Raw genomic sequence first — 24,377 nt, 5'->3', positions numbered from 1 at the left:
CGGCGCGCGAGCGTGCGCAGCCCCGCGCCGGTCGAGAGCTGTCATGAAGATCGTCAACCCCACCCCCACGACGTTCGCCGCCATCTCCTGGCAGCTCCGGCCCCCGCAGTGGGCCCTGTGCCTCATCGCGAAGGGCACCTACCGCCTCTCGCCCGGCGAGCCGGCGATCCCGGCGGACGCCCCGGAGCTGCCGCTCGGCGACGTGTACGACGAGGACGACCCGCGCCGGGCCCTCCTCCGCGCGTCCGATTTCGCCCCCTTCAAGCCGAAGGCGGACCTCCTGCTGTCGGGGAAGGCGCACGCGCCCGGCCGCCGGCCCGTCACGTCGATGCCGGTCAGCTTCGCCGTCGGCAAGACCTCGCTCGCGCTGCTGGTGACCGGCGACCGCCACTGGACCGACCCGGCCGCAGGCAAGCGCTCCGATCCGCAGCCGTTCGTCGAGATGCCGCTCGGCTTCGATCGCGCCTTCGGGGGCCCTGGCTTCGCGGCCAACCCCGTCGGCCGCGGCGTCTTCGACCCGGCCGAGCGCGACCCGCGGCGGCGGCCGCTGCCGAACGTCGAGGATCCGCGCGCGCCTGTCGACTCGCCCGCGGCGAGGCCGCCGCCCGCGGGCTTCGGGCCGCTCTCGGCCGCGTGGGCGACGCGCGCGAGCAAGCTCGGCACCTACGACGCGCGCTGGCTGAAGCAGCGCTGGCCGTTCTTCCCCGAGGACTTCGACTGGAGCCACTTCAACGCGGCCGCGCCGGCGCTCCAGGCCGAGTACCTGCGCGGCGACGAGGAGATCGTCTGCCTCAACCTGCACCGCGAGCGGCGCGAGTACCGCGCGCGGCTGCCGGGCGTCCGGATCCGCTGCTTCCTCGACGAGCTCGCGGGCGGCGCGGACCGCTTCCGCGAGGTGCAGATGAACCTCGACACGGTCCACGTCGACCTGGAGGCGGGCTCGCTGTCCCTCGTGTGGCGCGGCCACGCGCCCGTGTCCGCCGAGGACCACCCCGAGGTGCTGCACGTGCTCCTCGCGAGCGAGCCGCTCGGCGAGGGCCGCGTCGCCGCCGCGCGCTACCGCGAGCGGCTCGCGCTCGCCCTGCTGGAGGCGCGCCCCGCCGCCGCGCCCGCCGCGGAGGCGCCCGCCGCGGCGCCGCCCGGCAACGACAACGACGGCGCGCCTCCCCTGGCCGGCGTCGACGACGCCGAGCTCCTCTCGCACATCCGCGCGACGCTCGAGAAGGGCGGCGCCCCGGCGGCGCTCGTCGCCGCCCTCGGCACCCCCGAGGGCGACGCGGCGCTCGAGGCGTGGCTCGACGCGCTCGGCGGAGATCCGGCCCAGCTCGAGGAGATCCAGCGCAAGACGCGCGAGCAGGCGAGAAAGGCGCTCGAGGCGCAGGGGCTCGACCCGGCGCAGCTCGACGAGCTCGACGCGCTCGACCGCGCGGACGGGGCGCGGCGCGAGGCGGCCCGGGCGGCCGCGGCGCCGTGGACGCGCGAGCGCGTCGAGCTCTGCCTGTCGATCCAGGAGAGCATGGCCGGCGCCGACCTCTCGGGGCTCGACCTGTCGAAGCTCGACTTCGGCGAGGCGCGGCTCGCGCGCGCCCTGCTCGTGGGCGCCGACCTGACCGGCGCCCGCTTCGACGCCGCCGACCTCGAGGGGGCGACGCTCGCGCGCGCCAGGATGGCGGGCGCGCGGCTCCCGTCGGCCAGGCTGAGCGACGCGGACCTCTCCGGGGCCGACCTCACCGGCGCCGATCTGACCGGCGCGACCCTCGACAAGGCGCGCCTGGACGGCGCGGCGCTGCGCGGGGCGGACCTGACAGGCGCCGGCGCGGCCGGCGCCTCGTTCCTCGAGGCCGACCTCACCGAGGCGCGGCTCGACCGCGCCCAGCTCGCCGGCGCCCGCCTCGCGCGCGCGGCGCTCGACCGCGCCTCGCTCCGCGGCGCGGCGCTCGAGGACGCGAGCCTCGAGGGGGCGCACGGCGAGGCGGTCGACCTGCGCGGCGCCGACCTGCGCGGGCTGCGCGCCTCGGAGCAGACCCGCCTGCCGCGCGCCCAGGCGCGCGGCGCCCGGGCCGACGGCTCGCGCTGGATGGACGCCGATCTGACCGGCGCCGACCTCGCGCTGGCGAGCCTTCGCCGCGCGGATCTCGGCCGGGCCGAGCTCGGCGGCGCCGACCTCCGCGGCGCCGACATGGCGGGCGCCGACCTGACGCGGGCGCGGCTCGGGGGCGCCCGCCTCGAGCGGGCGAACCTGCACGGCGCCCGCCTGGAAGCCGCCGACCTGCGCGGCGCCGATCTGCGCGGCGCGGGGCTCCACGAGGCCGCCCTGTGGCAGGCGCGGCTCGACGGCGCCGACCTGCGGGGCGCGCAGCTCGCGGCCACCCTGCTCACCAGCGATCGGGGCGCGACATGACCGGGACCGCCGCCGCCGGGTTCGCGCGCGACAGGGACGAGCTCCTGGCGCGCCTCGACGCCGGGCCGCTCGACCCGCCGATGGTCGTCGGCCTCGACCTGCGCGGCGTCGACCTCTCGGGCCGCGATCTCTCGGGCGTGCTCTTCAACGGCGTCGATCTGAGCGACGCGCGCCTCGCCGGGGCGAGGCTCGCCGGCGCCGTCTTCCTCGCCGTCGCGCTCCGCGGCGCCGACCTGTCGGGCGCGCGCCTCGAGGGCGCGGTGCTCGCGCGGAGCGCGCAGCTCACCCGCGACGCCGCGGCCGCGGCGCTGCCGCTCGAGGCCGACCGCGACCTCGGCCCCGAGGTCGTCGAGGCCCTGCGCGCCGCGGGGTACGCGGGGTACCAGGCCGGGGCCACGTCGCTCGCCGGCGCCTCGCTCCGCGGCGCCGATCTGTCGCGCGCGCGGCTCGAGGGCGTCGACCTCACCGGCGCCGATCTCTCGGCCGCCACGCTGTCCGGCGCCGGGCTCGCCGAGTGCGCCCTCGACGGCGCGCGCCTCGACCGCGCGACGCTCGGCGAGACCGAGCTCGACCGCTGCACGCTCGCGGGGGCGAGCTTCATCGACGCCGAGCTCGCCGCGGTGACGCTCATCGGGGTCGAGCTCGCCGCGCTCGATCTGTCCCGCGCCCGCCTCGTCCTCGGGCTCCGCGCCCCGAACCAGGATCTCCGCCGCGCGGCGCTCCCGCGCGACCTCGCGGGCGGCGATCTCACGGGCGCGAACCTCGCCGGCAAGGACCTGTCCGGCTTCGACCTGCGCGGCTGCAAGCTCGACGCGGCCGATCTCGACGGCGCCCAGCTCGCGTCCGCCGAGCTCGGCGGCGCCTCGCTGCGCGGCGCCTCGCTGCGCGGCGCGCGCCTCGCCGGCGCCGTGCTGAGCGGGGCCGACCTCGAGGGCGCCGCGCTCGAGCGCGCGAACCTCGACGGCGCCCGGCTCGACGGCGCCTGCCTCGAGCGGGCCGACCTCACCGGCGCGAACCTGTCGGGCTGCGATCTCTCGCGCGCCCGCCTGCGCGACGCCCGCCTGCGCGGCGCGCTGCTCGCGGCCGCCACGCTGCGCGGGACCGAGCTGACGGGCGCCGATCTCACCGAGGCGTCGCTGCTCGACGCCACGCTCGACGGGGCGGAGCTGCGCCGCGCGGACCTCTCGGGCGCCCGCCTCGCCCGCGCCGCGCTCGTCGGCGTCGATCTCTCGCACGCCGTCCTCGCGGGCGCCGATCTCGCCGGGGCGCGCATCGCGGGCGGGCGCCTCCGCGGCGCGGACCTGTCCGGCGCGAGCCTCCGCGGCGCGGCGCTCCAGCGCGCGCAGCTCGCCGGCGCCACCGTCGCCGGCGCGGACCTCTCCGGGGCCTCGATCGAGCAGACCTCGCTGCTCGGGCTCGACCTGCGGGGCGTGCGCCTTCCCGGCGCGCGGCTCGCGAGGAGCTCGCTCGTCGAGGCGCGGCTCGCCGGGATGGATCTCTCGAACGCGGAGCTGCGCGACTGCGATCTGTCGCGCGCCGATCTCCGGGGCACGAAGCTCGACGGGGCCGATCTGACGCAGGCGAGCCTCGCCGGCGCCGACCTGGGCGGCGCCTCGCTCGTCTCGGCGCGCCTCGGGGTCGCGAACCTGACGGGCGCCAGCCTCCGGGGCGCGCGGCTCGCGGGCGCGGATCTCTCCCGGGCGTGCCTCGACGGCGCCTCGCTCGCGCGCGCCGATCTCGGCGGCGCCCGGCTCGACGAGGCGATGGTGCGCAAGGCGGATCTGAGCGGCGCGCGGCTCGAAGGCGCCTCGCTCGCCCACGCCGATCTGTCGCACGCCGACCTGTCCGGCGCCGACCTGTCCGGCGCCGACTGCCGCGCCGCGAACCTGCACCGCGCGATCACCGCGCGCGCGCGGTGGGAAGGCGCGAAGATCGAGGGCGCCCGCGGGACCGATCCGGAGCGCGCCCGCGCCGAGGACTGGCGCCCGCCCACGTCGTTATGAGCCGCCCACGACCGCTGCGAAGCCCCGACCCGAGGACCACCGCCATGCCCACCGCCGCCCTCCCTTCCCTCCCCGCCGAGCCCTCGCCCGCCGACGCGAGCCCCGAGGCGCGCCGCGACGGCGCCCCGCCGGAGGAGCGCCCGCTGCGCATCGTGGCGCGCGCGGGCGCCTCGGCCTCGATCGTCGAGCGCGACGGCCACGAGGTCGTCGCGGTGCACGACCCGGCCGGCCGGCTGCTCTTCGAGTACGACGCCGAGACCGGCCGGGGCAGCCTCGTCGCGGCGGGCGGCCTCTCGCTCGCCGCGCCCGGGGGCGACATCGATCTCGTGGCGGGCGGCGCCATCCGCTGCTGGGCGGCCGGCGAGATCGCGATCTCGAGCAGGAGCGGCGCGACCCTCGGCGCGCGCGCCGGCGGGCAGGGGGCGACGGTGCGGGTCGCGCCCGAGCGCGTCACCGTGGCGGGGGCGGAGCTCGCCGCCGTGGCCGAGCGCGGCGAGGTGCGCATCGCCGAGGCGCGCTACGAGGGGCGCGCGCTCACCGCCGTGCTGGAGCGCGCGCACACAACGGTGGGCAAGCTCGAGTCGATCGCGGGGCGGGTGATCGCGCGCGCGGAGGACCTCTTCCAGGAGGTGCGCGAGCTGCACCAGCTCCGCGCAGGGCGTCTGCGCGCGCTGGTGGAGGACGTGATCGAGCTGCGCGGGCGCGAGGTGTCGGTGGACGCGCGCGAGGACGTGAGCCTCGATGGCCAGCGGATCAACCTCGGGTAGGAGGGGCGGCGATGTTCCCTGTGACGACGATGCAGGCCGGGATCTGCCAGGCGATGCCGGACACGTGCAAGACCCCGGCGCCGCCTGGCCCGCCGGTGCCGCTGCCGTACCCGAACGTGGCGATGTGCAACCAGGCGGTGCCGAGCACCTGCTCCCTGAAGGTGCTGCTGGCGGGCAAGCCGGTGCTCACGAAGCAGAGCGAGATCCCGATGTCGACCGGCGACGAGCCGGGATCTGCCGGCGGCGTCGTGAGCGGCAAGATCAAGGGGGAGGCGATGTACCGCACGTCCTCGATGAAGGTGAAGGCCGAGGGCAACCCGATCGTGTTCCACACCTGCTCGGTGGCGCAGAACGGCAAGAGCCCGAACATGCCGATGGGGGTGCAGGTCGCGCCGTCGCAGACGAAGGTCGTGGTGAGCGGCTGAGGGGTCGAGGGGCCGAGGGGCTGGCCGGGCGGGGCGCCGTCCTGGCGGGGGGTCGTCACCGCGTGGTGCACCGCAGCCGGTACGAGCTCGGGGCGGCGGGCGCGGTCGCGTGCCGGCTGGAGGTGCACCTCACCCCGCGCGCCCTGCCCCACCAGGCCGTCGAGTTTCACCAGCTCGTTGTGCGGCCCTTGCCGTCCTCGCGGCGGCTCGAGGAGGACGCCTTCGGCAACCGCTGCGCGCGCGTCGAGCTCGGGGGGCGCTTCGGCGCCGTCGAGGTGACGGCGCTCAGCGTTGTGCGCCTGGGCGAGGAGGAGCCGGGCGGCGACGGAGATCTCGGGCACGGCTGGCGGGCGGCGGCGGCGCGCACGGCGGCCGCCGCGTCGGAGGATCCGGCGCTGCGCGCGTTCGTCGAGGGCACGGCGCGCGCGCCGCGGAGCGCCGCGATGGCGGAGTACGCGCGGGCGAGCTTCGAGGAGGGCCGCGCGCTCGGCGCGGCGCTGGAGGGGCTTGTCGCCCGGATCCGGCGGGATTTCGCCTTCGATCCTGGGGCCACCGCCGCGGACACCGGCCTCGCTGCCTTCTGCGAGCTCCGGCGCGGTGTCTGCCAGGACTTCGCGCACCTGGCCGTGGCGTGCCTGCGATCGATGGGCCTCGCGGCGCGTTACGTGAGCGGCTACGTGGCCGGCTCCGCCGCGGCGCCGTCGCGCGCCTCGCATGCGTGGGCCTCTGTGTGGTTGCCGTCGGGCGGCTGGCGCGACCTCGATCCGACGGTGGGGCGCCTGGGCGCGACCGGGCACATCGTGCTCGGCTACGGGCGCGACTACGACGACGTCGCGCCGATCCGGGGCACGGCCGACGGGGCGCGCGGCGTCCGGCTGCGGACGGCGATCCTGGTGGCGCCGGAGGAGAGCGATTGAAGCCTCCCCGCTCCCCCTCACGATCCAGACATCGGCCTGTCCCCACCTCGCGCGACGAACACCCTCTCCGCAGGCCTATCCTGTCGAGCTCAAGCGCGTTGCCACAAGGCGCCTCTCGCTCCGCCCGTCCCCACACCGCCCGGCGAACACCTCCTCCGCAGGCCTGCCGTCGCGTCGAGAGCAACGCATCGTCACGAGATGTCTCTCGCTCCGCCATTCCCACCCCTCCCGGCGAACCCCCTCTCCGATCAAGCGAATTGCTCCGAGAGACACCGTCTGGATCGCGCGCGACGGGTCTCAGGCGACCCCGCGGGGGACGTGCACGCCCTGCTTCTCCCAAGGAGTCCCCTTATTGAGCAGCCATTTTCAGCAGAGAAATTGAACAGGGAGGCGGGGAGGATCTTGAAGAATTTCCTCCGCGCCCCCTGTAACTTTTCCGAAGAATTCAAGGGGACTCCTCGGCTTCTTCTCCCCTCGGGAATGAGCTTCGCTCCGCGGGCGTACGGCAGCCGGCATGAAAGATCCCCCTCACTCGTCACGTCGTGGCTTCCTCGGTGGAGCAGCCTCTATCCTTCTCGTCGGCTGTGGAGGAGCACAGCAACCGCGGCCGGCCGGCGCCGAAGCTCCGGGCGCGAGCGCGGCGACGGCGCCAGCGGCGGCGGCTCCCACCACCTCTTCGCGGACGGCCTCGCCCGAGCCGCCCGCGCAGACAGCGCCGGCGCTCGCGCGCATCGAGGCGCAGCTCGGCGGCCGCCTCGGCGTCGCCGCCCTCGACACGGCGAACGGCGCCCGGATCGGTCACCGCGCCGGCGAGCGCTTCGCCATGTGCTCCACCTTCAAGTCGCTCCTCGCGGCGTGCGTCCTCGCGCGCGTCGACCAGGGTCAGCTCACGCTCGATCGCCGCATCGCATACCGTGAGTCCGATCTCCTCGAGCACGCGCCTGTCGCGCGCGCCCGCCTCGCCGAGGGCAGCCTCACCGTCGAGGAGCTCTGCGCCGCCGCCGTCGAGGTCAGCGACAACACGGCCGCCAACCTCCTGCTCGCGCAGATCGGCGGCCCCGCCGGCCTCACCGCCTACCTGCGCGGCCTCGGCGACCAGGTGACGCGCCTCGACCGCGACGAGCCGGCGCTCAACACGAACCTGCCCGGCGACCCCCGCGACACGTCGACCCCCGACGCCATGACCGACACCTACCGGTCCCTCCTGGTCGGCGATCGCGCCCTCCGCGAGGCGTCGCGCGCACGCCTGAAGGCGTGGATGGTCCGCGCGACCACCGGCCTCGCCCGCCTCCGGGCGGGCCTGCCGCGCGACTGGGTCGTCGGCGACAAGACCGGGACCGGCGAGAACGGCATCGCGAACGACGTCGCGGTCGCCTGGCCCCCCTCCCGCGCGCCGATCGTCGTCGCGTGCTTCGTCGAAGCGCCGACGGCCAGCGCCGATGCGCGGAACGCCGCGCACGCGGAGGTCGCCCGGCTCGTCGCCGCGGCGTTCGGCTGAGCCGGCGACCCGCCCCTGGTCACATCAACGCCACGTCAATTCACGGTGGGCACGAACTCCGTGCACGCCTCCTCGATCGCCGAGAGGGCGTTCGTCAGGCCGTCCTCGAGGCGCCCCTCGCACAGATCCCAGAAGAAGCCGCGCTCGTCGGCAGCGAACGTGTCCACGAGACGCTGCAGGTTGTCGGCCTCATCCGCGCTGCCATAAGCACCGTCGCACTCCTCCCTCCCGCCGATGCCGAGGAACACGACGTTCTTCGCCTCGCCTCCCTTCGCCGCGACGAGCCGATCATGGATCTGCTGAGGCCGCTGGGACGGAACGGGCTGCTCGTCCTCGTCGGTGATCGCCACCACCACGAGCAGCGCATCGTCGCGGAGGAACCCCGCGTTCTCGGCGGTCGAGAACGGCGGCTCCAGCGCGGCGGCGACGGCGGACGCGGGCTGCTCGTCGTCGCTGTCGCCGGTGCACTCGACGTCCTCTGCATAGAGGTCTGCGGCGCACTGGAACTCGCTCGTGAGCTCGGTGCTCGTGCTCTCCATCCACGCCTTCTGGCTCTGGAACGAGCACTCGCCCGCGGCGCCGCGGGTGTGGAAGTTCGCGGGGAGAGGGCAGGCGTCAATCACGGCCGCGCGGAAGTCCTTGATGCCGCTGATCTGGAGCAGCGCCTGCGCGAAGGCCGGGAACACGACGTCGCGCATCGACGCCTTTTCCTCATCCATGCTGAAGGAGTTGTCGAGCGCGAACACGACATCGACGTGCTCGCAACCCGAGGTGTTCCCGTTGCCGCCCACCCCGCCGTTGCCGCTGCCGTTGCCGTTGCCGCTGCCGTTGCCGAACGGATCCCCCCCCTGACCACCGAAGCTGTCGCCCCCCTGCCCCTGGCCTACTCCGGCGGTCCCTCCGCTGCCCGGCCCCGAGGCGCCCGCGCCGCTGTTCTGGTTCTGGCCCGAGCTATCGCCGCACCCCATGAGACCCACGATTCCTGCGCAGAGCGCCGCGTACCATGCCCTGAGCTCCATTCCTCACTCCTTCTCCTTCGGGGCGTCCTGCCCTACCTCTTCGTAACACGGTCCCATGCGACGTCTATCGCCGGAACGCTGATGGTATCATGCGCGTAGCGCTGGCTCCAGCGAATTGGCCGACGGAGAGGCTGACCAGCGTCGCCGTCCCTACTGGGCCTTTGCGCAGACGAAGAGGAAACCTGGTCACCCCCAGTGCCGATGAGCCCGAAGGCCCCTGAGCGAAACCGTCGCGTGATATCGCGGCGCACCATCGCGGCGGAAGATTCCTCTCCCGCGTGCGCCCTGACGTCCGCCTCCCCGGCACACACCTGATCCGCGCCGACGCAGCAATCGCGAGGGCGTCCTCGGCGCCCCGGCGCGTCGCCGCAACGGATGTCCACCAAAGAATGTACCCGACGACGGCACGCCACTACGCGGCACTCGGGCACGCACCCTGGAGGAGGCGAGAGGTGAGGCGCTGTCGTCTCGCATTCCCGGGCCGCCGGTGCTACACTTCCCGTTTCGCGAGCCTCCTCGCCCCGAGGAAGGGCGATGTCTCGAGCTCGCGCGGCGGATAGAGCCACACCGCACCAGCGATGTAGAGTGACGGCAAAATGCCATGAGCAGGCCGCCTCCGACCGGTGCCTGGCTCTCCTCGCGATCTCGCTCACCTGCTCGCCCTCACCCACGATGATGAGCCCGGCATGCTCCCGGGGTGCGCGAGCCAGAGCAGCCTCCAGGAGGGCACGCGCCGCGATCGGCCCGGCGGGAGGGACTGCACCCCTTTGCGGCGGGCTACGTAGGCCAGCGGGTCCAGGTCGGCGACCCTGGTATCCTGAGCGCATACGTGTGCAATCGTGTGCGGATTCAGCACGACCTGCGGACACTGGCGAGCTGTGGGGCTCTGGCGGTGAATCCAGACGAGCGGCAGGCGCGACGGTCGACATGAAGGCGCTCGCCTCGCCGGAAGGGTACCGATGTAGGTTTCTTGCCCCCCTGTAGCGGTCCTCCGTAGCGTACCGCGCCGAGGAGGAACACCATGGAGATGCTGCTCGCCAGCGAGCGCCGCGTCACGCGTCGCGCCGCGATCGTGGAGTGCCAGGCCGTGCGCGAGCGGGGCTTCCGGCTGCTCGGGACCCGGGCGATCGACCTGTCCATCGACGGGATGCTCGTGCTGACGAGCGCCCGCGCGCTCACGGGCGAGCCGGTGATCGTGTCGTTCCGGCTCCCGGACACGGACGTCTGGCTCGACGCGACGGCGACAATCGCGCGCACCGTCCACGGCCGGCGCGAGGGCGACCCGGGCCGCGCCGTCGGCCTGCGCTTCGACCCGCTCGACAGCGCGTCGGCCCGGCGCCTCCGCGCGGCGCTCGAGCGCTTCCCGCCGACCTACCCGTACCGCGCGCCGCGCGTCGATTACGCGGCGACGGCGGCGATGATCTCGCTGAGCTGACCCGCGCGACGAGCTCGGCCACGCGCGCGGACCTCGTCGCGGATCTCCCGCACGCGCTCCACCGGCTTTGCCCCAGGGCCCTTCGAGGGGCCAGTCCTCACGGCAAAGCCCTGGAACCACGGCGAGCGTGACAGCGGGGTTGATCAGCCCGCGGCGTCATCGGAGAGCTTGGACGGGACGCAGCACGCAGGCGCACAGCACGCGGCGTCGTTCTTCGAGGGCATCGCGGGCTGGCTCCCCATCACGGCCGCGTCGCCCTTGACGACGAACACCTCCCACGAGTTGCCGTCCGGATCCTCGACCCAGACCTTGTCCTGCACTGCATAGCAGCAGGCCGTGTCCTCCTCCGTGAAGGTCTTGAGCCCCGCGGCCTCGAAGCGGCCCCTTGCCTCGGTCACGTCCTCCGTGCTCGCCACCTGGACGCCGAAGTGGCTCGCGTTGACGCCCGTACGCGGCGCCTCCTGCATCGTGAGGTTCAAGGACGGCTGCGCGAGGTCGAACTTCGCATAGCCGGGGCGACGCTTGGTGGCGCCCACGCCAAAGGCCTTCTCGTAGAAAGCGACAGAGGCGTCGATGTCCGAGACATTGAGCGAGATATGGGGCTTGAGGACGTTCATCGTGCACCTTTCTTCCACAAACATCGAAATAGTGAAGAAAAAAAATTCAGCAGCACGTCTTGCCGCGCTTGCAGCAGTCCTCCCACAGGTATTCCGTGAGGGCGCGAAGCTCGTCGTAGGAAGCGCTGTAGTAATGAAACGTGCCTTCCCCGCGCGTCCTCAGGATACCCGCATCGACGAGCCGCTTCAGGTGGTGGCTCAGCGTCGAGGCCGGCAGTCCGACGTGCGCCTGGATGTCGCCGGCCGGAGCGCCCTCGGCGCCGGCCTGCACAACGAAGCGCAGGACAGCCAGGCGCACGGGATGACCGAGCGCGGCGAGCTGTTCGGCGTGGCGGTCGAGCTTCGGCGGCACGCACTACTTCTAACAATGTCGAAGTATGAGCGCAAGCGCTTCTTCGAAAAAACGCGAAGTAGCCTGCCTCGCCCTGCTGTACGGGCGCCCGGTTCGAGCCTGTGCGGGCTCGAAGCTGAACGTGTAACCTCGGAGGGACAGGAGAGAGAGCGATGGCGATGATCGAAGCTGCTGGACCGAACGCCGACCAGATCCAGTACTGGAACGAGGTCGCCGGACCGAAATGGGTGGCGCTCCACGACATCATCTCGGCGCAGATCCGGCCGCTGGGCGCCCTGGCGATGGATCGCGCCGGGATCGCCGCGGGCGAGCGCGTCCTCGACGTCGGCTGCGGGTCGGGCGAGACAACGCTGGAGCTCGGCCGGCGCGTCGGGCCGGGCGGCTCCGTGGTGGGCGTCGACATCTCTGCGCCCATGCTGGAGCGGGCGCGCGCGGCGGCGCGGGCCGCGGGCGCCGCGAACGTCGCCTTCGAAAACGCGGACGCGCAGACGGCGGCGCTGCCCGGGCCGTTCGACCTCCTCTACTCGCGCTTCGGCGTCATGTTCTTCGCCGAGCCCGAGGCGGCCTTCGCGAACCTCCGGGGGGCGCTGCGGAGCGGCGCGCGGCTCGCGTTCGTCTGCTGGCGATCGATGCAGGAGAACCCCTGGCTGCTCGTGCCGGCCATGACAGCGGCAAGGCACCTCCCGATGCCTCCGCCCGACCCGCACGCGCCCGGCCCGTTCGCGTTCGCCGACGCCGGGCGCGTGCGAGACATCCTCTCGCGCGCGGGGTTCGCCCGCGTCCAGCTCGAGCCCGTCGACCGGGAGCTGTCGGTGGCAGGCGGGAGATCGCTCGGCGAGACAGTCGATTTCCTCCTGCAGATGGGCCCGGCCTCCGCAGCGCTCCGCCAGGCGCAGGCCGGGCCGGAGCTCGTCGAGCGCGTGCGCGCCGACCTGCGCGAGGCGATCGCGCCGTTCGACGGCCCCGAGGGCGTGCGCATGGGCGGCGCCGTGTGGATCGTGACGGCGGCCGTGGACTGACCGCGGGGGCGCTGCTCGGCATGGTGGCTCGAACGGCGCCGGGGGAGCGCGGAGGTGCCGTGTCGGCTGGCAAAACAACGAGCGAGACAGTCGAGAGAGAGAGAGAGAACCGCATGAACGGGAAGGTCTGCATCGTCACCGGCGGCAACACGGGTATCGGCAAGGAGACGGCGCGCGGGCTGGCGCAGCGCGGCGCCACGGTGGTGCTTGCGTGCCGCGACACCGGGAAGGGCGAGGCCGCGCGCGAGGACATCGCGCGCACCACCGGCAACAACGATGTGGAGGTGATGGCGCTGGATCTCGGGAGCAAGGCGAGCATCCGCGCCTTCGCGGAGAAGCTCCGCGCGACGCACGATCGCCTCGACGCCCTGGTGAACAACGCGGGGGTGTGGCAGCGCTCGCGCAGCACGACCAGGGACGGGCTCGAGGCGACGTTCGGGGTGAACCACGTGGGGACGTGGCTGCTCACGCAGGAGCTCCTCCCGCTGCTGAAGAAGAGCGCGCCGTCGCGGATCGTGGTCCTCTCGTCGAAGCTGCACTATCGCGGCCAGATGGGCTGGGACGATCTGCAGTTCGAGCGGCGGAAGTACAGCTCGGGCGCCGCGTACAACCAGTCGAAGCTCGCGAACGTGCTCTTCACGAAGGCGCTGGCGCGGCGGCTCCAGGGCACCGGCGTCACGGTCAACGCCGTCCACCCAGGCGTTGTCGCGACGGAGCTCACGCGCGATTTTCCGAAGATATTCGTGAAGCTCTTCCAGCTGTTCCTGCTCACGCCCGAGCAGGGCGCCGCGTGCTCGCTGCACGTGGCGACGGCGCCGGAGCTCGACGGGGTGACAGGGGAATACTTCGAGGAGAGCCGCACCAAGCCGGCGGCGACGGCGGCGCTCGACGAGGCCGCGCAGGAGCGGCTCTGGGAGCTGACCGAGGCGCTGGCGGTGTAGCGACGGATCGCAACCCCTCGTGGCGGCATGGCCCCAACCCGCACCCAACTGGCAAGCTCCGGGCCTGGGGAGCTCGCCCTCCGTTGCTTCTGCTGGACCGGGTGCGGTGCCCCTTGCGCCGTGCGTCCACGCCGCCGGCCCCCGCCGGCTTCGCGAAGCACGGCTCGCCTGACGGCTGATCCTTCGCCATGCAGCGCACGAGGCGGGCGCCGAATCAGCCGGACGCTCGCCCGGCGCGCCGCCAGTCGCGCGGCGTCATCCCGAAGGCCGCCTTGAAGGCGCGCCCGAAATGCGACACGTCGCGGAAGCCCCAGGCGAAGGCCATATCGGCGATGCCGCGCGCTCGGAGCGCCGGATCGACGAGGGCGTCGCGGCATCGCGAGAGCCGCCGCGACAGGACCCAGCGCATGAACGTTTCGCCGCTCTCGGCGAACAACCCGTGAAGGTAGCGCGTCGACATGCCGCAGCGCGCGGCCACGGTCGCCGGGCTCAGCGAAGGGTCGGCGAGGTTGCGCTCCACGTACCGCTTCAGCGCGCAGCGCCGGGCTTCACGCACGGCCGCGCCATCGGAGCTCGCGCCGGCCTCCGGCGCATTGCACGCGAGCGCCAGCAGCTCGATGAGGATGTCGGAGGCCGACCCCGTGACAGGCTCGGGCAGGACGTTCTGCGCGAAGGCGCGCATGTAGCTCGACACCAGCGCTCCGACGCCTTGTCGGCCCATGACAACATTGCCGACCGCCCGGTCGATGTCGGTCAGCCTCGGTCGCAAGAGGTCGTAGGGGACGGATACGACGACCCGCTCGTAGTCGGTCTCGAACGACAGCGCGCCAGGACGAGTGCCATCGAGCAGCTCGATGTCGCCCGGCTCGGCCTGACGGACCTCGCGCCCCTGGCGCAGCGTGCATACCCCGGCGAGCTGCATCGCGACGAAGAAGCATTCGCGCGACGCGCGCGCGATCTCGGGCTCCCCGCGGAAGACCCCCTGCGCCGACGAATGAAGCCGGGTGACCCACAGCGACCCGGCCCCGCGCCCCTCGAGCATGCCGAAGAACGGACCACGACCGCGCCGTTCGGTGCGCAGCCCCAGGAACACCCGGCCCGCCATCTCCTGCCAGTACTCCGCGCGCTCCTTCTCCGGAACGGCGTCTGTAGTGAAAGAAGCGAACATGCGCCTCGACGCTACCACGCCGACAGCCCCACGGCTGCACTCTCAGTCGAATCGTGGTGCGCTGTCGTCCGAGCCGGCCGCCCAGCCCCGTCCTAGGGTTCCAGGGGTCATGACGGACGCAGCAGGCGAGCCCGGATCGCCCCCCGGGCGCGCGCAGCCGGCGGCCGCTCCGACCCACTGGATCTACCCCCATGCTCCTCGGCCGGCAGCCGGAGAGCCGTGATGAGCCATCGACCCAATGAGGAGGATTCAATGGTATCTTCTTCTCGTTTGAATTCTGCCCCCTCGGCTCCGACCTCCCCACGCCGGGATCCCCGAGCGCCGACGAGCGCGCATCGTCCCCCGGTGATCGCTCTCCTCGCCGTCATCGCCGGCTCGGCGCCGGTCGTGGCGTGCACGAGCGGGCCCTATGCTGACTTCGACCCTGCCGACACGGCGCGCGCGCTCGATGTCGGCACGGAGGGGAGGAGCTCTTCGGAGGTCGATACGCCCGCCACGACGCCCTATGACGAGGTGATCGTGCTCGAGGACGCCTCGATTTCGGGGTCTCGCAAGGGCGCCGCGCCACAACCGTGGCTCGCGTGTCCCCCGGGGCGGCACCCGTTCGAGTACTACTTCAGCTCCAGCGTGCCCAGCTACGGGCTCGGATGGGACAACGCGGTGACGTGCCGCGACACGACAGGGCTGAGCTTCAGCTCGTGCGAGCCCTGCCCGCCGCCGTACACAGCGGTCAGCGTGACCCCGCAGGCCGGTCCCCTGATGCCTTGTCACCCGCTCGCTCCAGGCACCCTCTGGAGCGGCGTCATGCCCTCGCAGTACCAGTGCCATATCGGCGCCAGCTTCGGCGCTTCGCCCTGGGAAGCGCGGCTGGGGCCGCGGGAGACGTTCTACACGACCTTGACCTGGCACGGCGGCGGGGCCACGAACATCCGCGTGGTCGCGCGGCCGCCCAATCGACCGGAGATCGAGCTCTCCACAGCCCACGACGGCTCGCTCAGCTATGGTCCCATCGCCGGGGGCGAGTCCCATGGAATCCAGCTCTGGGGCGACGGGATGCTCCTCTACAACTACGGTGTCGTCGGCCGGGGCCCCACCGCGACGATCACGGCGACACCCGACCGCGTGGTCGCGCCCGCCAGCACGACCAACCTGGTCTGGTCGACGTCGGACGTCAGCGCTGCCCGTCTGGTGCGCCGGATCGACGGCGGCGCGCCGCAGATCATCGACACGCGCGTCGCCGGTCAGCGCGTCGAGACCATCTCGCCTGGCCATCGGTATCTCTATACCGTCGTGTATGGCACCACCGCCACGAGCCCGACCCTCGGCGATGTCACGGTGATCGGCGAGAACCCGCCGCTCGCGCCGACGCCCCAGGGAGGGCTCTGGGACGATCTCAGCCGTCCGAACAACGGTCTCGACGTTCGCTACCTGAGCCATAGCGATGGCGTCGTCATGACGTGGTACACGTTCGATCCGGGCGGCGCGCCGATCTGGTACCAGGCCATCCTGTCTCACGGCCCGAGCGCCTGGACCGGCGAGCTGTATCGCACGCGCTGGACCGGCACCGGAATCACCGCGACCGTGGTCGGCGCTGCGAGCCTGGAGCTAACGTCCTCGGATCGCGGTGAGCTGGCCTGGCAGCTCGACGGCAGCTCGGGGCGCGACAGCGTGGCGTGGATCTGGGGTGCCGGCGGCTCACCGGATCTCGGCGGGCTCTGGTACGATGCCACCGAGTCCGGTTGGGGGCTCGGCCTGCTCTCGCAAGGGAGCACCCACGTCGGTTACCTCCAGGCCTACGCCGGGAGCGCGCCGACCTGGGTCTTCGGCGTCAGCAACGGCAGCGGCTCTCACTTCGATTTTCCGCTCGCCGGAGTGACCGGCGTCAATGCGTGTCCCGGGTGCTCCGGCCCAGTGTCGATCTCGACCTGGGACGCTGGGACCATGACGATCGACGCGCCGCTGGCCTGGCAGGGGACCGCGACGGCGACCATCAATGCAACCCTCGTCGGCGATGTCTGGCAAAGGGCCAGCCGGACCATCACGCGGATCACGCCCTGAGAGATCGCCGCGCCGGCGGGCACCGTGCCAGCATCTGGTGGACTGTCTGATGAATTTTTGAACATATTCGTGGCGGTGGCGAGCATCCACGGACGCGGGGGCGATCGTCCCCTGAAGCCATGCTAAAAAGTTCCAGCCATGCTCCGGCGTGGGTCTGGGTGCGTGACCCGATCGGGCCGAGCCCGCGTGGAGAGATGGGTGCGACCGCGCACGATCGAGCGACGCTGCGGGCTCTCCAATGCTCGCACGGTCCAGGCGCCCCGGACTCCATTGTCGCGAAGCCGTAACGGGTGTCGCGAAGCCGTAACGGGCTGCGGCGTGCTCTCCGTGATATCGAGTGGAGCAGGATGCATGAGCCCGCTCTATCCAGCGACGCCGTGACGGCGCTCCCCGGGACGACCGCGGCCGCCATGGCGTGGCGCACGGCCCAGGGACAGCTTCACCTCACCGCGATCGTCAAGGCGACCTTCGCCTTCGCTCCGGATTCGGAGATGCCTGTCGTCGCGCCGCAGCCCATCTTTCGCGGGGAGGTGCACCACGGCAACAACCCGATCCGGGGCATCCGCTTCGCGAGCGACCTCGCCCCCTACCTCGGTCGCGCCGATGTCATGTTCACGGGGCACGCGTATGCGCCGCGCGGGACGAGGGCGCAATCGATGCACGTGCGGCTCGCGGTCGCCGACAGCAGCCGTATCCTCCTCGACAGGCAGCTCCTCGTCCGCGACAGCGACGGCTTCGAGCGGATGCCATTGACCTGCGACCGCGCCGCGAGCGGCGTGGACGGGCAGGAGAACCCGTTCGGGAGGGGCCCTGACCCCGCCGCGGCGAACATCGTCGATCCGGGAGACCCGAGCCGCCCGGCGGGGTTCGGCCCGATCGCGCGCGCGCTGCCGGCGCGCAGGCGGCGGCTCGGCGCGACGCCGCGAAAGGCGCTGGAGGCGCCCATCGTCGAGATCCCCGACGGCTTCGACTGGGCCTATTTCCAGGCGGCGCCGGAGGGACAGCAGATCGATCACCTGCGCGGCGACGAGTGGATCCTGCTCGAGGGGCTCCACCCGAGCTTGCCGCGCCTCGCCATGCGCCTGCCCGGCGCGCGCGGCGCGGCGCGGATCCACGGCCTCGGGGGCCTCGGCGTGGCGGAGGGGATGCGCCTCGATCTGGTCGCCGACACGCTGCACATCGACGGGGAGGAACAGCGGTGCACGGTCGTCTGGCGGCGGAGCTTCCCGCTCCCGCACGCGGGCGCGCTCGCGGCGGTGCGCATCGTGGCGGGCGTCGAGCTCGCGGGCACCCCCGTCGCGTGGGCGCCGCCGCAGCGCGCGACGCGCGCCGAGGCGACGGCGCCGGCGTCGTCGCAGCGCGGGCGGGCCGGCACCCTCCTCATCGCGGACGAAGAGCCCGCGAGCCGGCCGCGCCCCGCCGAGACGGCCTTCCTGCAGCCCGACGAGGCGGAGGCGGCCATGTGCCGCACGGTGATCCCGTTCAAGGTGGCGCCGGCTGCGCCTGCGGCCACGGTGGTGCTCGGACCGGACGAGGACGCAGCGGCGAGCGTGCGGCAAGCGCTGCCGTTCGAGCGCGCCCAGGCGCCGAGCGCGGCGCCGAGCGCGGGGCTGGCGCCCTCCATGGACACGACGCCGGCCGAGGCGGCGCCGCAGTCCATGGGCACGCCGCCCGCCGTCACGGCGCCGCTCTCTGCCGTCACGTCGCTCGCCGCGGCGGCGCTCTCCGCGGCCACGCCGTTCGCCACGTTCGCACTGTCCCCTGACGACGACGCCCGCGCGTCTGCGTCCGCGGCGCTGCCATTTCCAGCGATCTGGACGGCCATTGCGGAGCGACATCCGGCGATGCCTACCCCCATTCTCGGCCCGACGTGGTCGACGGAGAGCGCGCCGGCCGCTTCGAGCGCGCCGCCCTCGCTGCTCGCGCCGAGCGCGCCGCCCTCGCTGCTCGCGCCGAGCGCGCCGCCCTCGCTGCTCGCGCCGAGCGCGCCGCCCCCATCGAGCGCGCCGACTCTGCCAAGCATTGCGCCCACCTCGAGCGCGCCGTCCGCGCTGAGCACGCCGCCTGCGTCGAGCGCGCCGCCTGCGTCGAGCGCGCCGCCCGCGCCCTCCTCGTCGCCCCTCAGCGCCCCGCAGGCGAAGACGCCTACCGCCCCGCCGGAGGACACGGCGGACGTCAGCGTGGAGCGCTACGCGGCCATTACAGCGCAGCTCTCCGAGCGGCGCGCGTCCCGGGCCGACGTGCTGGGCGCACACGGGCTCTCCGAGGCGCGCTTCTCCGGCATCGAGCGGCGCTGGACCGCCGCGATGGACGACGAGGACAGGCGCGGCGGGCGCGCGCTCCGCGACGCCTACGACGCCGCCTACGTCAAGGAATGGGAGGCGCACCGCCGTCCCTTCGAGCTCGGCGACTATGCGCGGCTCACCGTGGCGGCCGAGCGCGGCCACCTCGCCGCCGCGCTCGATTCGCTCGGCATCCGCCGCACCCTGTGGGTGCGGCTGAAGCGGGTCTGGGCAAGGCGCCTCGCCGAGAGCCGGAGCCTCGCCAGCGGGCTTCAGCGCGAGCTCGCGCGGCAACGCGAGCTGCGGAGCACCGACGCGCACCGCGCGGCCCCGCACCGCATGCGCGCCCCCGGGTCCTGAGAACGACGATCGTGCCGAGGCGCCGAGGTCACGGGACACGCGGTGGTTCAGGCAGGGTCGAGGTGAGTTCGTCCCAGGCGAGCACCGCCTCGGGGCGCAGCGCTCGCATGCGCGTCACGGTTCGACCGGACAGCCTGCGCTCGAACACCAGCGCTGCGTCCCCCGCGTACAACGTACCGATGGAGTCGGTGGCCTCTCCGGGCGAGCTCACGGCCAAGCGGCGACAGCGCGAGCTGGGCCGGCGCTGAGCACGCAGGAGGGCACAGCGCGGCGTCGGCCTCGCGCAGCAGGCGCGCGAGCGCGGCCCCGCCGGCGGTGCGGTGACATCACGGCCTCACCTTCGGCATCTCCTCCCCCCGGCTCGTCCACTGGTGCTAGGCTCGGTAGGGAAAGGACCGCATGCACGACATGGATCGGATCACGAGCGACCCCGAAGTGATGCTGGGCAAGCCTGTCATCCGCGGTACGCGCATCACCGTGGAGCATGTCCTGGAGGAGCTGGCGGGCGGCATGACCTTCGACGACCTCCTCGCAGCTCACCCCCAGATAACACGCGAAGACCTCTCGGCGGCCGTCGCGTTTGCCGTCGATGCCGTGCGCCTTGAACGGGTCCGGACGCTCCGGGCAGCCTCTTGATCCTGGCCGACGAGAACATCGCCGCACCCATTCTGGAGCGCCTGCGCGCGGATGGGCTGACCGTCCTGCAGGTCGCCGAGATCGCCCCGACGATCGCCGACAGCGAGGTCCTCCGACTGGCTGCGGAGCACAACGCCATCGTGCTGACCGACGACAAGGATTTCGGCGAGCTCGTCGTGCGGGAAGGATGCGCTCACCGGGGAGTCGTCCTCTTGCGGCTCGCGGGCGTTCCTTATCCGAAGCGAGCCGAGATGGTATCAGCGCTCTTCCACGAATGCGGCGCGGAGCTCGAGGGGGCCTTCACGGTGCTATCCAACGATGGCCGCGTTCGCATCCGGAGCCTGTCGCCGAAGCAGGGGACATAAACAAGGCACGACATCGCGCGCTGCCCGGCTACCTCGGTCACCCGGCACAGGGCGCTTCCGCAGGCCGCTCGCCTCCCAACCGCCTCCGCGCGCGCCGCGCTCCCTCCCTGGCACGACATCCGCATAGCCGGGATGCCGCTGATCGCCACTGCCGTGGCGGGGGGAACGGCGCGGAGGAGACCCATGAGCCAGAGACCATCCGATCAACCCATCCAGGTGAAGCCGCTCGCAGGGCACATCGGCGCCGAGATCCACGGCGCCGACATCTCGAAGCCGCTGCCCGACGAGGCCGTGGCGGCCATCCGCGCGGCGCTGCTGAAGTGGAAGGTCGTCTTCTTCAGGGACCAGCCGCTCGGCCACGCCGAGCAGATCGCCTTCGCGGCGCGCTTCGGCGAGGTGACGTACGCCCACCCGCACGAGGACGAGCCGTTCGACGAGCACCCGGAGATCCTCGCCATCGACAGCCGCCGCTACGATCGGCGCTACGGCAGGCGGTTCAGCTACGAGAACCGCTGGCACACCGACGTCACCGCGGCCGTGAACCCGCCGGCGGCGTCGATCCTGCGGGCGCACATCCTGCCGCCCTACGGCGGCGACACCACATGGACCAACCTCGTGGCCGCCTACGAGGGGCTGTCCGCGCCGATCCGCGCCCTCGTCGACGGGCTGCGCGCCGAGCACCGCTTCGGGCTGCGGTTCGCGCCGCAGGACCAGGACAGCCCGTACCTGCGCAAGGTGCGCGAGAACCCGCTCATCTCGGTCCACCCCGTGGTGCGCGTCCACCCCGAGACAGGCGAGCGCGCGCTGTTCGTCAGCCCCGGCTTCACCAGCCACATCGTGGGGCTGTCGCCCCGCGAGAGCGCCGCGATCCTCGACCTGCTCTTCGAGCAGATCAGCCGACCGACGTACACCGTACGGTTCCGGTGGGAGCCGGGCAGCGTCGCCTTCTGGGACAACCGGGCGACGGCGCACCTCGGGCCGCAGGACCTCGGGCACCTCGACGTGGAGCGCGTGCTCTACCGCGTGACGCTGACCGGGGACATCCCGGTGGGGATCGACGGGGTCCGCTCGGAGATCGTGGCCGGCGAGCCGTTCGGCAAGCGGCCGCCGAGCAAGCTGAAGGCCGCCCGCAAGGAAAGGGCGCCCGAGGCGGAGGTGCAGGCGTGACGGCCGCGAGCGCGGGCGTCGAGAGGACGTCGTTCCTCGGTCCCCGGGGGACGGTGGAGGCGGTGCAGGTCCGCCCCGTGACGGGCGGGCGTTCGCCGACGGCGGCGGTGCTGATCCTGCACGAAGGGCTGGGGCTCACCGCCCACACGATCGCGCTGGCCAGGCGCTTCGCGCAGGAGGGATACCTGGCGTTCGCGCCGAACCTGTACTCGCACGACGCGGCCCACCGGACGTTCACCGAGGCGGAGGTGGCGCGCGGCGTGGGGCTGCTGCGCGCTGTGGATCGCGACGAGGTGGTCGCGCGGCTGCCGGCGGAGGAGCAGAAGCGGCTGAAGAAGGTGTTCGCGTGGTTCAGCAGCCGCGATACGTCGACGTACCTGCCCGACGCGCAGGCCGCGGTGGCGCACCTGGCCGACAGGGCCGACGTGCGCCCGGGGGGGATCGCCGCCGTCGGGTTCTCGCTGGGCGGGGGGCTCGTGGGGCAGCTCGCGGTGGGGGGCGTGGAGCTCGCGGCGGGCGCGGTGTTCTACGGGCAGGCGCCGCCGCTGGAGCAGGTGAAGAGCGTGAGGTTTCCGCTGCAGGTGCACTATGCGGAGGACGATCCGGCGATCACGCCCAGGGCGCCCGCGGTGGAGGAGGCGTTCCGGGCGGCGGGGCGGGAGCTGATCGGGTTCGTGTACCCGGGGACGCGGCACGGGTTCTTCAACGAGACGCGGGCGGTGTACCACGCGGAGGCGGCGCAGCTCGCGTGGCGGCGCGCGCGGGAGTTCTTCGCCGAGCGCACCGGGAGCGCGGCGCAGCCGCGGCCGCAGGCGGTCGCCGGAGAGGGCGCGCGCGCGGCGGGGTAGGCGGCGGCTCAACCCGGGTCGGCCGCCTCAACCTGGGTCGGCCGCCTCAACCTGGGTCGGCCGCCTCAACCTGGGTCGGCCGCCTCAACCTGGGTCGGCTGCCTCAACCTGGGTCGGCTGCCTCAACCTGGGTCGGCTGCCTCAACCTGGGTCGGCTGCCTCAACCTGGGTCGGCTGCCTCAACCTGGGTCGGCTGCCGCCTCAACCCGGGTCGGCCGCCTCAACCCGGGTCGGCCGCCCGGCCAGTCGCCTCGCCCGTGGCACGAAGCCTGCCCGTCGGCCGGCCATGACCGCCCCCATCGCCGAGAGCAACGCTCCGAAGCCCATCCACACCGACGACGCAGGCCTCATCGCCGGCGCCGTCACCGTCCCCGCACCGGCCGGCGACCTCCCCGGCTACCGCGCCCACCCCGCCTCCGGCGGCCCCTTTCCCCTGGTGCTGGTGATCCAGGAGATCTTCGGCGTCCACGAGCACATCCGCGACGTCGTCCGCCGCCTCGCCAAGCGCGGCTACTACGCCCTCGCCCCGGACCTGTTCCTCCGCCAGGGCGACCCGAGCCGCCTCGGCACCATCGACGAGTTCCGCGCCCTCGCGGGCCGCGTGCCCGACCAGCAGGTGCTCTCCGACCTCGACGCGAGCGTGGCCTTCGCGGGCGCCTCCGGGAAGGCGGACGTCAGCAAGGCGGCCGTGATCGGCTTCTGCTGGGGCGGGCGCATCACGTGGCTGTACGCCGCGCACAACCCGTCGCTGAAGGCCGCGGTGGCCTGGTACGGCCGCCTCACCGGCGATCGCACCGAGACGCACCCGAAGCACCCGATCGACGTCGCCAGCGCCCTCCAGGTGCCCGTCCTTGGCCTCTACGCCGGCCAGGACCAGGGCATCCCCCTGCCGACCGTCACCGAGCTGCAGGGCGCCCTCCGGGCGGCCTCCGCGCCCGGCGCGGCGCGCTCGGCGATCCACGTCTACCCGGACGCCCCCCACGCCTTCTACGCCGACTACCGGCCGAGCTACCGCCCCGAGGCCGCCTCCGACGCCTGGCAGCGCCAGCTCGACTGGCTCGCTCAGCACGGCGTCGCCTGACCGCACCCCGCCCGCGCTCCCGCCCCGGCGGCCGCTGCTGCCCATGCAGCAAGCTGCGCTTCCGCTGCTACTCCGCGCGCACCCGCCGCGCGCTCCTCCGGACGCCCCTCGCCCCCCGGCTCCCCCGATCGACTACCCTCGCGCCATGCGCGCGAAGCTCAGGGACACCGAGATCTACTTCGACATCGACGGCATGGGCCTCGTCCCCGACGGCCCCGAGATGCGCGAGAAGCCGGTGATGTTCGTCGTGCACGGCGGGCCGGGCGCCGACCACTCCTCCCACAAGGCCGGGATGACGCCGCTCGCCGACCGGGCGCAGCTCGTCTATTTCGATCACCGCGGACAGGGCCGCTCGGCGCGCGGGCCGAAGGACACGTATACCCTCGAGAACAACGTCGAGGACATGGAGGCGCTGCGCCTGCACCTCGGCCTCGATCGCATCGTGGTCATGGGCACCTCCTATGGAGGCATGGTGGCCATGGCCTATGCGCTCAGGTACCAGCAGCACATCTCTCATCTCATCCTGGTGGCCACGGCGGCCAGCCACCGCCTCATCGACCGGGCGAAGCAGATCGTCGCCGAGCGCGGCACCGAGCGGCAGAGGGCCGCGTGCGAGCGCCTCTGGGCCGGCGCGCTCGAGAGCGACGCGCAGTTCGCCGAGCTCCTCGAGATCCTGGGGCCGCTCTACTCGACCACCTTCGATCCGCGGAAGGCGGCCGAGTCGAGCGCGCGCACCCTCTACAACGTCGATGCGTGGAACGTCGCCCTGGAGCGGTTCATGCGCACGTTCGACTTCACGCCGCGCCTCCCCGAGATCGAGGTGCCCACCCTCGTCATCGCCGGACGGCACGACTGGATCTGCCCGCCCGATCTCTCGGAGGAGATCGCGCGCCTCATCCCCGGCGCCGATCTCCGCATCTTCGAGCGCAGCAGCCACGCGGTGCGCGCCGACGAGCCGCGGGCGCTCCTCGACGCCATCGCCGGCTTCCTGGTCTACAAGCGGTAGCGCGGACAGCCC

Annotated in this window: 21 protein-coding genes; 17 read left to right on the top strand and 4 right to left on the bottom strand. The window is 73.2% G+C overall.

Annotation, left to right across the window (positions count from 1 at the left end):
* The first annotated feature begins 43 nt into the window (after positions 1 to 43).
* From WMF42_RS00720 to bla, 6 genes are all read left to right on the top strand, one after another.
* On the top strand, positions 44 to 2,401 hold the full coding sequence (locus WMF42_RS00720) for a DUF2169 domain-containing protein (protein WP_437689768.1): 2,358 nt from the start codon (positions 44 to 46) through the stop codon (positions 2,399 to 2,401).
* Positions 2,398 to 4,404: a pentapeptide repeat-containing protein gene (locus WMF42_RS00715; protein WP_437689767.1), complete on the top strand. Its 2,007-nt coding sequence runs from the start codon at positions 2,398 to 2,400 to the stop codon at positions 4,402 to 4,404. The genes WMF42_RS00720 and WMF42_RS00715 overlap by 4 nt, the downstream gene beginning before the upstream one ends.
* A gap of 44 nt (positions 4,405 to 4,448) precedes the next feature.
* Positions 4,449 to 5,171: a DUF3540 domain-containing protein gene (locus WMF42_RS00710; RefSeq protein ID WP_437689766.1), complete on the top strand. Its 723-nt coding sequence runs from the start codon at positions 4,449 to 4,451 to the stop codon at positions 5,169 to 5,171.
* Between the two features lie 11 nt (positions 5,172 to 5,182).
* Complete coding sequence (locus WMF42_RS00705) at positions 5,183 to 5,596, top strand: DUF4150 domain-containing protein (protein WP_061612188.1); 414 nt, start codon at positions 5,183 to 5,185, stop codon at positions 5,594 to 5,596.
* 62 nt (positions 5,597 to 5,658) lie between these two features.
* Positions 5,659 to 6,513: a transglutaminase family protein gene (locus WMF42_RS00700; protein ID WP_437689765.1), complete on the top strand. Its 855-nt coding sequence runs from the start codon at positions 5,659 to 5,661 to the stop codon at positions 6,511 to 6,513.
* Positions 6,514 to 7,027: 514 nt separating this feature from the next.
* Positions 7,028 to 8,011 (top strand): class A beta-lactamase, encoded by a 984-nt coding sequence (gene bla / locus WMF42_RS00695; RefSeq protein WP_437689764.1) that lies wholly within the window; start codon positions 7,028 to 7,030, stop codon positions 8,009 to 8,011.
* A 35-nt stretch (positions 8,012 to 8,046) separates the two neighbouring features.
* Here the strand turns inward: bla and WMF42_RS00690 are convergent, their stop codons facing one another.
* Positions 8,047 to 9,030: a hypothetical protein gene (locus WMF42_RS00690; RefSeq protein WP_061612185.1), complete on the bottom strand. Its 984-nt coding sequence runs from the start codon at positions 9,028 to 9,030 to the stop codon at positions 8,047 to 8,049.
* 1,021 nt (positions 9,031 to 10,051) lie between these two features.
* Between WMF42_RS00690 and WMF42_RS00685 the strand changes: the two genes are divergently transcribed.
* Complete coding sequence (locus WMF42_RS00685) at positions 10,052 to 10,465, top strand: PilZ domain-containing protein (protein ID WP_437689763.1); 414 nt, start codon at positions 10,052 to 10,054, stop codon at positions 10,463 to 10,465.
* Between the two features lie 143 nt (positions 10,466 to 10,608).
* Here WMF42_RS00685 and WMF42_RS00680 read toward each other — a convergent pair whose 3' ends face one another.
* Together WMF42_RS00680 and WMF42_RS00675 are read right to left on the bottom strand one after the other, a co-directional pair.
* The gene (locus WMF42_RS00680) at positions 10,609 to 11,082 is read right to left on the bottom strand and encodes an ArsI/CadI family heavy metal resistance metalloenzyme (protein ID WP_437689762.1); all 474 of its coding nucleotides are present in this window, start codon (positions 11,080 to 11,082) and stop codon (positions 10,609 to 10,611) included.
* A gap of 46 nt (positions 11,083 to 11,128) precedes the next feature.
* On the bottom strand, positions 11,129 to 11,434 hold the full coding sequence (locus tag WMF42_RS00675) for an ArsR/SmtB family transcription factor (RefSeq protein ID WP_437689761.1): 306 nt from the start codon (positions 11,432 to 11,434) through the stop codon (positions 11,129 to 11,131).
* Positions 11,435 to 11,586: 152 nt separating this feature from the next.
* Between WMF42_RS00675 and WMF42_RS00670 the strand changes: the two genes are divergently transcribed.
* Both WMF42_RS00670 and WMF42_RS00665 read left to right on the top strand, forming a co-directional pair.
* Positions 11,587 to 12,453, top strand: coding sequence for a class I SAM-dependent methyltransferase (locus tag WMF42_RS00670; protein WP_437689760.1), 867 nt, complete (start codon positions 11,587 to 11,589; stop codon positions 12,451 to 12,453).
* A 113-nt stretch (positions 12,454 to 12,566) separates the two neighbouring features.
* A complete protein-coding gene (locus tag WMF42_RS00665; protein ID WP_437689759.1) occupies positions 12,567 to 13,394 on the top strand; it encodes an SDR family NAD(P)-dependent oxidoreductase in 828 nt (275 codons plus the stop codon).
* 214 nt (positions 13,395 to 13,608) lie between these two features.
* Here WMF42_RS00665 and WMF42_RS00660 read toward each other — a convergent pair whose 3' ends face one another.
* Entirely contained in the window at positions 13,609 to 14,562 is a 954-nt protein-coding gene (locus tag WMF42_RS00660) for a helix-turn-helix domain-containing protein (RefSeq protein WP_437689758.1), read from the bottom strand.
* A gap of 345 nt (positions 14,563 to 14,907) precedes the next feature.
* On the opposite strand from WMF42_RS00660, the gene WMF42_RS00655 reads away from it, so the two are divergent.
* From WMF42_RS00655 to WMF42_RS00620, 8 genes are all read left to right on the top strand, one after another.
* The gene (locus WMF42_RS00655; protein WP_437689757.1) at positions 14,908 to 16,620 is read left to right on the top strand and encodes a hypothetical protein; all 1,713 of its coding nucleotides are present in this window, start codon (positions 14,908 to 14,910) and stop codon (positions 16,618 to 16,620) included.
* Positions 16,621 to 16,967: 347 nt separating this feature from the next.
* Positions 16,968 to 19,262, top strand: coding sequence for a DUF2169 domain-containing protein (locus WMF42_RS00650; protein WP_437689756.1), 2,295 nt, complete (start codon positions 16,968 to 16,970; stop codon positions 19,260 to 19,262).
* A 399-nt stretch (positions 19,263 to 19,661) separates the two neighbouring features.
* On the top strand, positions 19,662 to 19,898 hold the full coding sequence (locus tag WMF42_RS00645) for a DUF433 domain-containing protein (protein ID WP_437689754.1): 237 nt from the start codon (positions 19,662 to 19,664) through the stop codon (positions 19,896 to 19,898).
* Positions 19,895 to 20,263: a DUF5615 family PIN-like protein gene (locus tag WMF42_RS00640; protein ID WP_437689752.1), complete on the top strand. Its 369-nt coding sequence runs from the start codon at positions 19,895 to 19,897 to the stop codon at positions 20,261 to 20,263. Before WMF42_RS00645 ends, WMF42_RS00640 begins: the two co-directional genes overlap by 4 nt.
* A gap of 183 nt (positions 20,264 to 20,446) precedes the next feature.
* A complete protein-coding gene (locus WMF42_RS00635) occupies positions 20,447 to 21,430 on the top strand; it encodes a TauD/TfdA dioxygenase family protein (protein ID WP_437689750.1) in 984 nt (327 codons plus the stop codon).
* Positions 21,427 to 22,278 (top strand): dienelactone hydrolase family protein, encoded by an 852-nt coding sequence (locus WMF42_RS00630; RefSeq protein WP_437689748.1) that lies wholly within the window; start codon positions 21,427 to 21,429, stop codon positions 22,276 to 22,278. The genes WMF42_RS00635 and WMF42_RS00630 overlap by 4 nt, the downstream gene beginning before the upstream one ends.
* 286 nt (positions 22,279 to 22,564) lie before the next feature.
* Entirely contained in the window at positions 22,565 to 23,359 is a 795-nt protein-coding gene (locus WMF42_RS00625; RefSeq protein ID WP_437689747.1) for a dienelactone hydrolase family protein, read from the top strand.
* A 145-nt stretch (positions 23,360 to 23,504) separates the two neighbouring features.
* Positions 23,505 to 24,365: an alpha/beta fold hydrolase gene (locus WMF42_RS00620; protein WP_437689745.1), complete on the top strand. Its 861-nt coding sequence runs from the start codon at positions 23,505 to 23,507 to the stop codon at positions 24,363 to 24,365.
* Positions 24,366 to 24,377: the final 12 nt, after the last annotated feature.

Origin of the sequence: Sorangium sp. So ce176 (assembly GCF_051519835.1) — a bacterium.
Taxonomy (GTDB): Bacteria; Myxococcota_A; Polyangia; order Polyangiales; family Polyangiaceae; genus Sorangium; species Sorangium cellulosum_G.
This window is presented reverse-complemented; position numbering and strand designations above follow the sequence as displayed.